The 14610-nt window shown below is 63.6% G+C and carries 7 protein-coding genes; 3 read left to right on the top strand and 4 right to left on the bottom strand.

What is annotated here, in order from left to right:
- Positions 1-58: 58 nt before the first annotated feature.
- From C0606_02050 to C0606_02040, 3 genes are all read right to left on the bottom strand, one after another.
- Entirely contained in the window at positions 59-4747 is a 4689-nt protein-coding gene (locus C0606_02050) for a hypothetical protein (GenBank protein PLX39331.1), read from the bottom strand.
- Positions 4748-4783: 36 nt separating this feature from the next.
- Positions 4784-5674 (bottom strand): sulfotransferase, encoded by an 891-nt coding sequence (locus C0606_02045; GenBank protein ID PLX39330.1) that lies wholly within the window; start codon positions 5672-5674, stop codon positions 4784-4786.
- A 326-nt stretch (positions 5675-6000) separates the two neighbouring features.
- Entirely contained in the window at positions 6001-7992 is a 1992-nt protein-coding gene (locus C0606_02040) for a murein L,D-transpeptidase (protein PLX39662.1), read from the bottom strand.
- Positions 7993-8661: 669 nt separating this feature from the next.
- Here C0606_02040 and C0606_02035 point away from each other — a divergent pair.
- Both C0606_02035 and C0606_02030 read left to right on the top strand, forming a co-directional pair.
- Entirely contained in the window at positions 8662-9996 is a 1335-nt protein-coding gene (locus C0606_02035; GenBank protein ID PLX39329.1) for an efflux RND transporter periplasmic adaptor subunit, read from the top strand.
- Positions 9993-13133 (top strand): AcrB/AcrD/AcrF family protein, encoded by a 3141-nt coding sequence (locus tag C0606_02030; GenBank protein PLX39328.1) that lies wholly within the window; start codon positions 9993-9995, stop codon positions 13131-13133. Before C0606_02035 ends, C0606_02030 begins: the two co-directional genes overlap by 4 nt.
- A 6-nt stretch (positions 13134-13139) precedes the next feature.
- Here C0606_02030 and C0606_02025 read toward each other — a convergent pair whose 3' ends face one another.
- Complete coding sequence (locus C0606_02025; GenBank protein ID PLX39327.1) at positions 13140-14207, bottom strand: heme A synthase; 1068 nt, start codon at positions 14205-14207, stop codon at positions 13140-13142.
- 157 nt (positions 14208-14364) lie between these two features.
- On the opposite strand from C0606_02025, the gene C0606_02020 reads away from it, so the two are divergent.
- Positions 14365-14586: a DUF2842 domain-containing protein gene (locus tag C0606_02020; GenBank protein PLX39326.1), complete on the top strand. Its 222-nt coding sequence runs from the start codon at positions 14365-14367 to the stop codon at positions 14584-14586.
- Positions 14587-14610: the final 24 nt, after the last annotated feature.

The raw sequence follows: 14610 nt of genomic DNA, 5'->3' as shown, positions 1-14610 counted from the left end.
TTTATAATGCCGGGCATAGATTTAGCGGGCGCCGGTGAAATACTGGCGCCCGCTTAAGTCAGATCAGGAAGTCGCTTGCGTCGAGGACTGATTTGTCGACGCCGACGAGGGTTATCTCGTCGGAGCCGAGATCGATGACAGCATCGCCCCTTGCATTGCTGCGGATGGTCAGGTCGCCGAAATTGGCGAGGCCGCTGTATGGCCGCAGGTCGATGATGTCGGCATTGTCGTTGTAGTCGAGGATCCTGTCCTTGCCGAAGCCGTCGTCGAAAACGAAGGTGTCCACCCCGGCCTGGCCGAAGAGCTGATCGTTGCCGGCGTCGCCGCGCAGCGTGTCGGCACCGCCGCCGCCCTTCAGCGTGTCGTTCTGATTGCCGCCGAAGAGCTTGTCGTTGTTGTTGCCCCCGAGCAGCAGATCGTTGCCGTTGAGACCCGACAGGGTGTCGTTGCCGTTGTTGCCGACGAGCTTGTTGGCGCCGGCCTTGCCGGTCAGCCTGTCGTTGCCGCCGCCCGAGGTGACGTTCTCGATGGCGGTGAGCTTGTCGCTTCCCTGCCCGGTGTTCTGGTTGCCGGTCTTGCGCAGGTCTACGGTGATGTTGCCGCTGCCGGAGAAAACCGCGGTGTCGACGCCACCGCCGCCATCCAGCGTATCGTTCTGGCTGCCGCCGTTCAGCGTGTCGTTGCCGCCGCCGCCGCGCAGAACGTCCTGGGCGCCGAGACCGAACAGTGCGTCGTTGCCGTTATTGCCGACGAGCGTGTTGAGGCCGTTGTTACCGATCAGCTTGTCGTTGCCGTTACCCGAAGTGACGTTTTCGATGCCGGTGAGCTTGTCGGATCCCTGCCAGGTGTTCTGATCGCCGGTCTTGCGCAGATCGACGGTGATCTTGCCGCTGCCGGAGAAGATCGCGGTGTCGTTGCCACCGCCACCATCCAGGGTGTCGTTCTGGGCGCCGCCATTCAGCGTATCGTTGCCAAGGCCACCACGCAGAACGTCCTTGGCGCCGAGGCCGACGAGCAAGTCATTGCCGCTATTGCCGATGAGCGTGTTGAGACCATTGGTGCCGGTCAGCTTGTCGTTGCCGTTACCCGACGTGACGTTTTCGAGGCCGGTGAGCATGTCACTGCCCTGCCCGGTGTTCTGGTTGCCCGTCTTGCGCAGATCGACCGTAATGGCCCCGTTACCAGAGAACAGCGCCGTATCGGTGCCATTCCCGCCAAGCAACGTGTCGTTGCCGCCGCCGCCATTCAGCGTGTCGTTGCCGCCGCCGCCATTCAGCGTGTCGTTGTTGCCGCCACCGAGCAGCAGATCGAACGCGGCTCCGCCGTTCAACGAGTCATTGCCGGTGCCGCCGTTCAGCGTGTCATCGAACAGGCCGCCCAACAGCGTGTCGTTGCCGTCGCCACCGATCAGGTTGTCGCTGCCACCCGTGCCGGCGATTTCATCGCTGCCGCGGATGAGTTCGTCGACGACCCGTTCCACCGCACCGGCATCGATGGCGCCGACGACGCGATTGCCACCACGCCCATCCTGCGGCAGGAGTTCGGTCGTTTTGCCGTCGTCGTCGATGTCCTGAAGATCGGCGCGCAGATGGCTGCTGCTGCCCATGTCGATGACCGGGCTACCGTCGAGCGGCGAACGGGTCAGTACGGTGCCGCCATTGTCGAGCAGGCCGCCAAGCTTGAGATCGGCGCTACTCGTGACATTGCCGCCAAGATCGTTGTCGATCGTCGCCGTGCTGCCGAAGAATGTGCTGCCGGCGGTCAGCGTATTCGGCCCGAAATCCTCGCCGACATCGCTGCCAGAGGGTGCCGAGTTGCTGGCGACGATGCTGTTGGCGATGCTCAGGGTACTGCCTGAGAGCAGGTGGACGCCGCCGCCGTGTATGCTGGCAGTATTGTCGACAATGGTGCTGTTCTGGATGACGGCATCGGTGCTCGACCGGATCGACAGGCCGCCCCCTCTATTTGCCGAGTTATCCGTGATCACCGAGTTGACGACCGTGAGGTCGCCACCGAGCACATACACGCCGCCGCCAAAGTCGTATGCGCCGTTGTTGTAGATCAGCGAGTTGGCGATGGTAACGTCGCCATTGGCATAGATGCCGCCGCCGGAAGATTGCGAGTAGCTGCCGTAGATCGTCGAATCGACAACGGTCAACGACGTCGATGTACCGGTGTAAATTGCGCCGCCGCTCTCGCCGGGGCCGGTGGCAGAGCCGTTGCCCATCGTCAGGCTCTTGAGCGTGAGATCGGAGCTGTTGGAAAGGTTGAAAATCTGACTGGCGAAATTGCCGGAGACGACGATGTCGGCCTTGTCGTCACCATTGGTATCGCCGTCGATGGTGAGATCCTTGACAATGTCCAGTTCGCCCTGCGCAAGAACGATCTTCGAACCCTTCAGCGCGGAATCGAAGGTGATCGTGTCGCCGCTGCCGGCCCAGGCGATCGCTTCGCGCAGCGACAGGCCGCCGCCGTCGGCGATGTCGACGATGAGCGAGGCGCCGACGCCGTTGGTCGCGCTGTCGCTCGCTGTCGTCACCTCGATCTGGAATTCGGTCGCGCCGATGTCGATCGTCCCGACGCTGCGGTCGTTGCCGTTGGCGTCCTCGGTGAAGCCTCCGGGCACCGATGCGGTGCGGCCGGCATCGATCAACTGGCTGGTGGGCAGGGCGTTGCGGGTCAGAACCGTACCGCCATTGTCCTGCAAGGCGCCGAGGCCCGGACTGCCGGCATTGTTCAGGTTCCCGAGGTCGTCGTCGAGCGCCACCGTTTCGCCGAAGAAGCTGTTGTGCGCGGTGACGTCGCTGTCGGAAAACCCGCCTTCGGTGATGTCGTCGCTGACGAGGAAAGCGAAGTTCTCGGCCACGACTGAATTGTAGATCTGCGTCGGTAGCGCATTGTAGAGAAAGATGCCGCCACCCCCATAGCTGCTGCCGACGTCGACGGAGTTGCCGGTGATCGTGCTGTTGAAGAGTTGCAGGTGACCACCGTTGCTGATGCCGCCGCCGCCGAAACTGTCGGCGGAATTGCCGTGGACAGTCGTATTGGTGAGAGTGGCACTGCCGCCGGCGAAGATGCCGCCACCGCCGCCGGCCTGATTGCCCGTCACCGTCGAGTTGACGAGTTTGAGCGTGCCGCCGCTGCCCGAATAGATGCCACCGCCATTGTTGTTGGCTTCGCTGTCGGCGATCGTGGAGTCCGTGATGGTCAGAGTGCCGGAGGAATGGTTGATCGCGCCGCCGGCCCCGGACGTATACCCATCCGTGAGCGTCAGGCTGTTGAGGTTCACCGTTGAGCCGGAGACGGAGAAGATCCGGCTCGCATTGTTGCCGGAGAGCGTGATGTCGGCGGCATTGTCGCCGTCGACGTCGCCATCGATGGTGATACGTGAACCAAGACTGATCTGACTGCCGAGCGTAATGGTCTGGCCCTTCAGCGACGTATCGAAAGTGATTTCGTCCCCGGCCGAGGCCCAATAGATCGCTTCTCGCAGGGACAGGCCACCGCCGTCGGCAAGATCGGTGGCCAATGCGCCGCCGAAGGTTGCATCATCGCCGCTATCGAGCGCGGTGGTGACCGTGAGCTGGTATTCCGTGGCGCCGATGTCGACGGCGTCACCGGCAGTGCGGTCGTTGCCGTTGGCGTCCCTCGTGAGAGCGCCGGGGACCGAGCCGTTGTCGCCGGCATCGAGCAACGGGCTGTCGGTGAGCACGAGGCGGGTCGGGACGTTGCCGCCATTGTCCTGAAGCGCGCCGAGGCCGGGGTCGCCACCATTCGTGGTGCTGTTGGTATTGGAATCGAGTGTGACCGCCGTGCCGAAGAAGCTGTTGGTCGCGTTGATCGTGCTGTTCGTTCCGGCCTCGGAGACGTCGTTATTGCCACCGGAATTGGTGTTTTCGGCGATGACGGTGTTCTTCACCGTGACTGCCGAGGCGTTGTAGAGATCGAGGCCGCCGCCGCCCAGACCGTCGGCGGTGTTGCCTGTAATGGTGCTGTTTTCAAGGGTGACGGTCCCGCCGCCCCCTGCAAATCCGACGGAAATACCGCCGCCGTATTTGGTGGCTGTGTTGCCGTGGACCGTCGTGCCTTGCAAGGTTGCCGTGCCGTCCGTGACGTAAACGCCGCCGCCGAATTTCGTTGCCAGATTGTCGGAGATCGTGGAATTGACGATCGTCAGCACCGCGGCGGTGCCGTAGGTATTCGAAATGCCGCCGCCGAACGCGGCCTGATTTCCGGTGATCACGCTGTCGACGACGGTCGTCGTTCCATAGTTAACGATGCCGCCACCGCCGTAGCCGGTGCCCACCGTGCTGCCACTGACGGTGCTGTCCGACAGGGTGAGTGTGGCACCGGTGTAGACCATGATCGCGCCACCACCCCCGCCGTTGGTGGTGGAATTGCCATTGGTGAGCGTCAGGCTGTCCAGCGCGACCGTGGTCGTGCCGGTGATCTGGAAAATCCGGCTGGCGTTGTTGCCGGAGATGGTGACGTCGGCGCCGTCATCGCCGTCGATATCGCCATCGATGAGAAGGTCTTCGGTAATTCCAAGCTGACCCTGCGTCAGGATAAGCGTGGTGCCGCCAAGGCTGGCATCAAATCGGATCCCTTGGGAGGATCCGGTGTCATTGGCCCAGAAAATGGCCTCGCGTAGCGAGAGACCGCCACCGTCGGCCCTGTCGGCCGCAAGGCTTCCGCCGGGATTGGCGGCTTCGTCGAGATTGGTGGTGACAATAAAGGGTGTTGCCATGGTTCTCTCCAGCGACCGCTAGCCGGCCGGTCGGGCTCAATTCGAGGGGGCTGTGACGGGATGCGTCGGGGGCGGCATGACAGCCCCTTGAGCGTCGGCGGCCTCGCGCGCGACAATGCGGAAGGCCTTGGAGTTCGGAAGGTTTCGCCAGAAGGCGAGTTTGGAATAGCGCTCGAACAGGTCGGGCGGGAGGATGGTCTGACGCGGGCGCGGCGCGACCGTCTGGTGCACGCGATGCAGGCCGTTCAACCCAAGCTGGGCGTCGAATTGCGGCGCATCGTAGTCGACCGCGTTAAAGTCATGCTCGAACGGTTCCTCGTCGAGGAACTCGTAGAGCAGCTTGAAAACCTCGGCGGGACGCTGGGCGAGCAAATCGTATTCGACGATCACCAGCCGCTCGGCGAATTCCGAGTAACAGGCCTCGCGCAGTGCATGCCAGGGATAGCCGACGAGCCGGTTCGCGCCCGCCAGCGCCTCGACGCGCGTGTAGACCGTGGCGCGCTCGGCGCCGGAGTTGAACAGCCGCGTGTGTTCAAACGCGTTCTGGCGGAACTGCCGCTCCATGGAATCCATGATCCACGACAGGTCGCGCACCAGGCAGATCAGCTTGGCATCGGGGAACAGGCGCATCAGCGCCGGCAGTTGCGCCGTCCAGGCCCGGTTGGTGTCGAAAATCACCGGCTCGTCGCGGTCGGCGTAGTAGCTGTCGAACAGGCCGCGCAGCAGGCGCGCGCGCTGTTCCTCGTTGACCATGGTCGACAGTTCAGTGCCGGCGGAGACCTGTGCGATCAGGCTGTCGAAGAGCGACGCGATCGGGCTCGACATGCCGGCGTAGAAACGCGGGTTTTGACGCAGTAGCCCGGCGGAGAGCGTCGAACCGGAGCGAGGCAATCCGGAAATAAAGAAATATCGGCGATCCGCAGCCATACTCATCCCTACTGAAAAAATAAAAACGCGAGGCACTTAGGAATTTCCCTTACGGAGCCTATGCGGCGTTTGGGCGCACCGCAACGCTCGCCACCCCCCAATTCGCGATATGAATTTACTTTTTGGTAACGTTTCCGTGATTGCGACAGGAAACATCGCGAAAAGCGAAGTGTTCGACGCGGTTTTGTCTAATTGCTTCTGATCGCACTGTTTTTCAGCCGACTTGCCGAACTCGCCCCGGCCGCCGAACGCAAAAAGGCCCGGTGCCTTGCTGGCACCGGGCCCATTTCTTTGTAAAAACCGCCCGCCTTTCGGGGACGCAGGTATCAGCTCTTGCTGCGAACCTTCTCCGTCGCTGCGAGAGCCTTGGTCAGATATTTGTCGCGGCTGTAGACGTCGGCGAAATAGTTCACCGTTCCGTCTTTTTCCGGCCAGGCCGTGAAATAGGACACATAGATCGGAATATCGTCGGTGACCGGGTCGCTTTCGTTCTTGCCCTGGGCAATGCGCGAAGCGATGTAATCCTCCGATTTTCCGAGCACGGCCGCGGCCATCGCGCGCGGATCGTGCAGGCGGATGCAGCCGTGGCTGAAGGCGCGCCGGTCGCGCTTGAACAGGCTCTTGGCCGGCGTGTCGTGCATGTAGATGTGGTGCTTGTTCGGGAACAGGATCTTCAGTTCGCCAAGCGCGTTGCTGCGGCCGGGAAGCTGGCGGACATTGATCGACGACGACCGGCTGGCGACACCATACCAATCCACCGAGGCCGATGACACACGCTTGCCCGAAACCGTCGTCACCTCGTAGCCGGCGTGATCGAGGTAGCTCGGATCGGCATTCAGCTTCGGCATCATCTCATTAACGATGATCGACAGCGGCACACCCCAATACGGGTTGAATTCGACCGTCTCGAGCTTGTCCATGAAGAAGCTGGTCTGGTTGGACGGCTTGCCGACCACGACGCGCATCTTCAACGGCTCGTCGTCAGGACGGTTGTAGGCGACCATGTAGGCAGGCTGATTGACGAAGATGTGGCGTTTGCCGAGATCACCGGGCAGCCAGCGGGCGCGCTCCATGGCCAGTTCGACCTTGGCGATCTTGTCGGCGTTGCTGTCGCCAATGAGCGATCGGATGGTGCCCGGCCCGACGATACCGTCGACCGCGAGCCGGTTTTCGCGCTGATAGTCCTTCACCAGAGCAACGAGCTCCAGCGTGTACTCTTCGCCGTCCTGATAGGCGGCAAGCGTCTCGGCGTGTTTTTCCTTCAGCTCGGCCGAAGCGTGCTTGACGATCGCCTTGATGACATTGGCGGTCTCGGGATCCGAGCGGCCCGGCTTCAGCAAGGTGCCCGGGGCGATGACGATACGATCCTGCTCGTCGAGGCCCTTCAAGCGGACGAGCTCGGCGGCCAGCGCCTGGAAATGAGCCCCCTGCGGGTTCTGCGCGGCGACCAGTTCGGCGGCATCGTCGCTGCCGGCAGCGGCGGCGAGCACGGCGGCGAGATCGACGTCCTTGCGCGGCAGATCGTGGTACTCGGAAATCTTGTTCGGGTCGACACGGCCGCGCGACGCATCGAGGGCGTAGGTCAGCAGCTTCGCCGACAGCTCCATCTCGAAGGCCATCAGAGCCTCGGCGCGGCGATCCTCCAGCGACGGCCCCTCTTCCACTTCAGCGGCCTCATCCGGCGCTCCGCCGGCATCCGCAGCCGCCGGGGCGTCTTCCGCGAAGTCCAGATCGGGCAGTTCAACACGGTAGTCATCCGGCGAAAGCGCAAAGCGGTCGACCTTGGCCAGTTCAGCCATCACGGCCTTCGCCTTGTCGTTGACCCCATCCGGCGTCGTCCAAAGCGTGCGCGCGCTGTCGCCGTAGAACGCGATGATCGCCTCACCCACTTCCGGATATGTCCGCAGCGTGACGTCGGCCAGATGGACGCGGGCATCGCGATAATAGCGGGCCTCTACCGGGTCGGCAGGTTCCGCGGCCGGCATCTCGGCGGCCGGAGCGCTCGCCGTGTCTTGCGCATCCGTCTCGACCACGGCCGGGCCGGTAACGCTGACGCCACGGCGCAGGTCTTCCACGACAGCTGCCGGCGGCGAAGTCGGCAGGTCGGCGTTGTCGGCTGCGATCGAAAGCGCCGCCACGCCCGGGCTGACCGGTGTCTCGTCGGTCGCGGTCGCGGATGCGGGAACGGCCTCCTGCGCTTCGGCGACGACGGTGCCGGTGATCACCGGTGCAGCAGCTTCGTCGCCGACCGGAGCCGCCGTCTGGTTTTCGTCCTGCGAATCGACGACCGCCGGCTGTTCCTGCACCGGCAGATCCATCGTCGCGAGCTTGGCCAGCGAAATCGATTTCAGCGGATCGGCCCTGTAGGTGTAGTAGCGCGGCGCACTGATGCGGATCGGCTTGCGCTCGACCTTTTCTTCGGGCTCGCGATCGAGACGGCGGCCGTTGTCATAGTGCTTCGGATTGAAGAGGCGGTCGAGAAAGCTCTGCGCGTGTACGGTGTTAGCGCCGCTCAGCCAGGACCCTGTGGCCAACACCCCCGCCAGGGCGGTCATTCCCAATTTTTTCGAAATCATGCGTTCCGTTCCAATTGTGTGCACCCGATGATCGCGCCCCACCGGTATTCACTTGTGCCGCGTCACTATAAGGGCAGCCCTGCGCCGTTGCCAGAACGCCAGGATCAACCCTTCTTGAAACCCTGAAAAACTGGTCAACACGCTATTGATGTCAGCGGTTTTTTCAAGAGAGCCGGTGCACGTTCGCCAACGAACTCAGCGGGTGTTGCGCAAATGCAAATATCGGCAGGCTCGTGCTCGACAAGCGAATGAGAGAATTGAACTATTGCCCTTTGGCAATGCCTTGTGAGCGCCAATCTGCGTGCTATCGTGTTTCGACTCCCTCAACCGTCCAGCGTGTGCTTGAACCGCTTGCACGCATGGGCTGATTGGTCCGGCACCCGAACGCCGGCGCTAGACCGGATTTGCTGCATGACCAAGAACCCCGCAAGCTGGAAACGCAAGCTGCTGTTTTTCGTCCCCGTCGCGATCGGCGCTGCCATCGTCGTTGCCGTGGCGAAGAACAAGACGCCGCCGCCGCAGGTCGAAATCGCGAAGGCGACGCACAAGGTCCGCGTCGTCGCGGCGCAGACGGTCGCCGCGGTGCCGACCGCCGAGGCATTCGGGACGGTCACCCCGGAGCGGTCGTGGAATGCCATCGCGGAAGTCGCCGGGCGGATCATCGAACTCGATCCCAGGGTCAAGGCCGGCAGCATGGTCACCGCCGGCACCGAACTCGTGCGCATCGACCGCACGGACTATGAACTGACGCTCGCCGAACTGTCGGCGCAGGCCGACGAACTCGCGACCAAGGAAGACAACACCCGCGCGCTTCTACAGCTTGGCGAGCGCGACCTGGCGCTGGCCGAACAGAACCTGCAGCGCAAACGCGACCTGCTCGGGCGCGACGCCACCTCGCAATCCGCCGTGGACCAGGAAGAACAGGCGGTGCTGGCCAAGCGCAACGCCTTGCAGGCCCTGCGCAATACCCTTGCCCTCATCCCGGCCGAAAAGAAGGCGCTTGAGGCCAAGACCGGTCAGGCACAGCGCAATCTCGAACACACCGCGATCGCCGCCCCCTTCGATATCCGCATCGGCGAGGTCAAGGTCGAAACGTATCAGTATGTCGGCGTCGGCCAGACGCTGTTCTCAGGCGATGCCATCGACCGTATCGAGATCGCCGCGCAGCTGACCATGGAGCAGTTGCGACCACTGGGGCTCGGCCGCATGGTGCCCGAGGGTCTTCGGGGCGGCGAACTGGGTGATCGCGTCACCAACCTCACCGGTATGAAAGCCCGCGTACGCCTCGACCTCGGCGGGGTTCCCGTCGAGTGGCCGGCGCGGGTCGTGCGTTTCCTCGATACGATCGATACCCGCACGCGGACCATCGGCGTCGTGGTCGCGGTCGATGATCCCTATTCCGATATCGAACCGGGTGCCCGGCCTCCGCTGATGAAGGGCATGTTCGTGAAGGTCATCCTTCAGGGCGCGGCCCAGACCGACAAGGTGGTCGTGCCGGCACAGGCGGTGCGCGACGGTGCGGTCGCAATCGCCGGCGAAGACGGACGCCTGCGGCGCAAGCCGGTCGACGTTCTGTACTGGCAGGGCGACTCGGCCATTCTCAAGGGCGGTGTTTCCGCCGGCGAGCGGGTGATCGTGTCCGATCTGGTTCCGACCGTCGACGGCGTGCTGGTCGAACCGGTCGAGGATGTTGATCTGGCGACGCGCATGACGGCGGCCGCTCTGGGCAAAGAGGCCGGTCAATGATCGCCTATTTCACCCGGCACCCGAACGCCGCCAACCTGTTGATGCTCGCCATCATGGCGCTCGGCATCTTCACGGTGCCAAACCTGAAGCGCGAGACCTTCCCTGAACTGCTGAACGACGAGGTTCAGATCCAGGCGGTCTATCCCGGCGCGACCTCCGGCGAAGTCGAGGACGCCGTCTGCCGGCGCATCGAGAACGCCGTCGAAGGCGTGCACGACCTGACCGAGATCCAGTGCGAAGGCCGCGAGGGCAATGCGATCGCGGTAGCGACGATGCGCGAAGACGCCTCGATGATGCGGTTCCTGGCTGACGTCAAGGATGCCATCGACGCCATCGACGACTTCCCCGACGAGGTCGAAAAGCCGGTGATCAGCGAACTCGGCCGGACCGAGTTCATCGCCTCGGTCGCGGTGACGGGACCCGAAACCGCAACCGACCTGAAGAACTACGCGGAAGACCTGAAGAGCAGGCTGCAGGAGCTGGATTCGGTCGCCACCGTCGAACTCAAGGGCTTCGCCGACCGTCAGATCCGTATCGAGATCCCGCGCCACGTGCTCGAGCGCCATGGGCTCTCCGCACTCGACATCGCCAATGCGGTGCGCGCCCGCAGCCTCAGCGTCCCCGCCGGCCTGATCGAGGGCAACGACGAAGACATTATCCTGCGCGTCGACGACCAGCGCACAAGCCCGGCCCGCTTCGCCGACATCGTGGTGTTGTCGGGAACGACGGGCGGCGAAATCCGGCTCGGCGCCATCGCGACGATTACCGACATGTTCGAGAAAGCCGAGAACAAGGTGATCTTCAACGGCCGCCGCGCGGCGATGCTCGATGTCTACAAGACCAAGGCGAATGACGTCCTCGACGTCGTCGACGAGGTCAAGGCCTTCGTGGCGGAGGAAAGCAAACGCGTTCCCTCCTCCATGTCGCTGACCGTGACGCGCGACGTCGGCTCGATCGTCCGCGACCGCCTGTCGATCCTGTTGTCGAACGGCATCCAGGGTCTCGTGCTCGTCTTCCTCATCCTGTCGCTGTTCTTCAGCCTGCGCTTTTCGTTCTGGGTAGCGATGGGCCTGCCGGTCTCGTTCCTCGGCACGCTGTTTGCCATGACCTGGCTCGGCATGAGCCTCAACATGATCACCATGGTTGGCCTGCTGATCGCCATCGGCCTGCTGATGGACGACGCCATCGTCATTTCCGAGAATATCGCGTCACGCCTCGCCAAGGGCGACCGGCCGATCCCGGCGGCAATCGCCGGCGCGCGCGAGGTTGCGCCCGGCATCCTGTCGTCCTTCACGACGACCGTGCTGATCTTCGGCGCGCTGATCTTTCTCGACGGGCGTATGGGCCAGATCCTCGGCGTGCTCCCCGTCATCCTCATCACGACGCTGCTGGTCAGCCTCGTCGAGGCTTTCCTCATCCTGCCGCACCATCTGTCCCATTCGCTGCACGCGATGCACGGCAGCAAACCGTCGCGGTTCCGGGCCGGTTTCGAGCGGGCCTTCACCGGGCTGCGAGAGCGCGTATACGGCCCCATCCTCGACCGCGCGGTTGCGTGGCGGTACTTCACCGTGGGGCTCGTCGTGCTGTTGCTGATGGCTTCCATCGCAATGCTGGCCGGCGGCGTTCTGAAGGTGCGCGGCTTTCCCGATGTCGACGGCGACCTGATCGAGGCGCGTATCCTGCTGCCGCAGGGAACCCCGCTTTCGCGCACCGAAGCCGTCGTCGAGGGGCTGCTTGCCGAGCTGGACGCGGTCGACAAGGAACTGACGCCGCTGCAGCCGGAGGGCCAGGCGCTCGTTCAGAACATTGCCATCATCTATTCGAGCAATGCGGACGCCTACGAGACCGGACCGCACGTCGCGACGATCTCGGTCGACGTGCTTGGCTCGGAAATCCGCACCGTTACCATTGACGATATCCGCAACCGCTGGCGCGACCGCGTCGGCATGCCGCCCGACGTGATCGCCATCAAATACACCGAGGCGACTGTCGGCATTGCCGGCCGCGCGATCGATCTGCGCCTGTCGGGCCAGAACCTCGACAGGCTGAAAGCCGCGTCGCTCGAAATGCAGGCCTGGCTGCGGAGGTTCGCCGGCGTCAACGACCTCAGCGACGATCTGCGGCCCGGCAAGCGGGAAATCCGGCTGCGGGTGAAGGATGGCGCGGACGCGCTCAACCTGACCTCACGGGCGGTCGCCGATCAGGTGCGCGCGGCCTATCAGGGCATCATCATCGACGAGTTCCCGATCGGCGCCGAAACCTACGAAGTTGACCTCAGGGTCGCCGCCGACGACCGCCAGACACTCGACGGATTGCGCACCATGATGCTGAGCGCACCCGACGGAACGCTGGTGCCGCTGCAAAACGTGGCCGACTTCACAGCGGCGCGCGGCTGGGCGCGGATCAACCGCATCGACGGGCGGCGCACGGTGTCGGTCCAGGGCGATATCGATACGCAGGTGACGAACACGGCGGAAATCATCACCGCGCTGAAAACACAGTTCGTGCCTGAACTTCTAAAGCGCCATCCGGGCGTCCGTTTTGCCATTGAGGGCGAAAGCGCCAATTCGGCCGAAACCCGTCAATCGATGGCGCGCAACATGCTGCTCGGCCTGATCGGCGTCTATATCCTGCTCGCCTTCCAGTTCCGCGGCTATATCGCGCCGTTCCTGATCATGGCGGTGATCCCGACGGCGCTGATCGGCGTCATCTGGGGGCATCTCATCGTCGGTCTCGAGCTGTCGATGCCGAGCCTGATCGGCGGCGCGGCGCTGGCCGGCGTGGTGGTCAACAACGCGATCCTGATGATGCAGTTCATCGGCACGGCGCGCAAAGCCGGCGCAAGCGCCGACGAAGCGGCCCGCCAGACCGGCCGCAGCCGGTTCCGGCCCATCATCCTGACATCGGCGACGACCGTGTTCGGGCTGCTGCCCCTGCTGCTCGAGCGCAGTTTCCAGGCGCAGATCCTGATCCCGCTCGCGACAAGCCTTGCCTTCGGTCTCGGCGTTGCAACAATCCTGTCGCTGTTCCTGATGCCGGCGCTCTATTGCATCCTCAACGATTTCGGCCTCGTCCGGTTGCCCGAGGACGAAGAGGACGATGACGAGGAACGCGAGCCGGCGGCGGCGGCGGAATAGTCCGCGTCAGAACAGCCGCGCGGGATAGAGCCGGCGCAGGTGGATGACGGCAAGACCGAGCAGGATGATCGCACCGGCCTGATGGGTCAGCGCGATATCGAGCGGCACCACGTAGAGCAGCGTGGCGATGCCGACCGCCGCCTGAGCCAGCGCGACGACGAGGATCAGCAGCGCGCGGCGCTTCGCACTTGCCTCGAACGGCCGCCAGAAGGCGACGTGGCCCTGCCACAGCGCGAGGATCAGCAAGAGATAGGCAAAGACCCGGTGCTGGAACTGCACCGTCAGCCCGCTTTCGAAGAAGTTGCGCCAGGCCGGCTCAAGCGCCAGCAGACCGGACGGGATGACCGAACCGTCCATCAATGGCCAGGTGTTGTAGGCCATTCCGGCATCGAGCCCGGCGACCAGCGCGCCAAAATAGATCTGAATGAAGATCGCGATGAGCATCGCCCAGGCAAACGGCCGCGCCGATGCGCCCGCCTCCGCCGCGTTGTCCCGCGTCGAAACGCTTTCGGCGAGCCAGACCGTATAGGCGAACAGAATGCAGGCAAGCGTCAGATGTGTGGCGAGGCGGTACTGGCTGACGTCGACGCGTTCTGCGAGACCGGACGCAACCATCCACCAGCCGATCGCGCCTTGCGCTCCGCCAAGCAGGAACAGGCCGACAAGGCGCGGTTTCAGCCATCCCTCAAGCCGCCCAGTCGCCCAGAAGAACACGAGCGGGACCGCGACCACGAAGCCGATCAGGCGGCCAAGCAGGCGGTGCGCCCACTCCCACCAGTAAATCGCCTTGAAGTCGTCGAGCGACATGCCCTTGTTGACGTACTGGTATTCGGGAATCTGCTGGTATTTCTCGAATTCTTCCTGCCATTCAGCTTCCGACAGCGGCGGAATGGCGCCATGGATCGGCTGCCACTCGGTGATCGACAGGCCGGAGTCGGTCAGCCGGGTCGCCCCGCCGACGACCACCATCGCGAAGATCATCAGCGCGACGAGATAGAGCCACGCGCGCACCAGCCCGCGGTTCCTGAAGGCCTCGACCGAACTCTCGTGAATACCCGCCGCGCTCGCCGTCATGATCCCCTCGCCCGAAATTCTCACTCCCGGCTGGATATAGAGTTTGAACGGACTGCTCAAACCTTTCCTGCGGCGTTTCGACGAAAGAGCGCCTTTCGCCATCGCTTTCCGGAACGATTTTGGCTATGACAGCGGCCCTAAACGAAAAGGGATCGCCATGCGGCAGCGGACACGGAAATTCATCGGAATGTGGGTGCTTGTCGCCTTCGTCATCGTCTATTCGCTGACGGCGATGCTGCTCGCGTCGATCATTCTGCCGGACAAGGCCACCTGGGTGCAGATCGTCTACTACATGGTCGCCGGCTTCCTTTGGGTGATCCCCTGCGCGCCACTGATCACGTGGATGCAGAAGCCGAACCCGGGCGAAGAACCCCGGTAGACCGCGCTTTTTGAAAACCGGGAG

The organism is Hyphomicrobiales bacterium, from assembly GCA_002869065.1.
Taxonomy (GTDB): domain Bacteria; phylum Pseudomonadota; class Alphaproteobacteria; order Rhizobiales; family Rhodobiaceae; genus Rhodobium.
The sequence above is the reverse complement of the archived record's forward strand: the minus strand, read 5'-3'. Positions and strand labels throughout refer to the sequence as shown.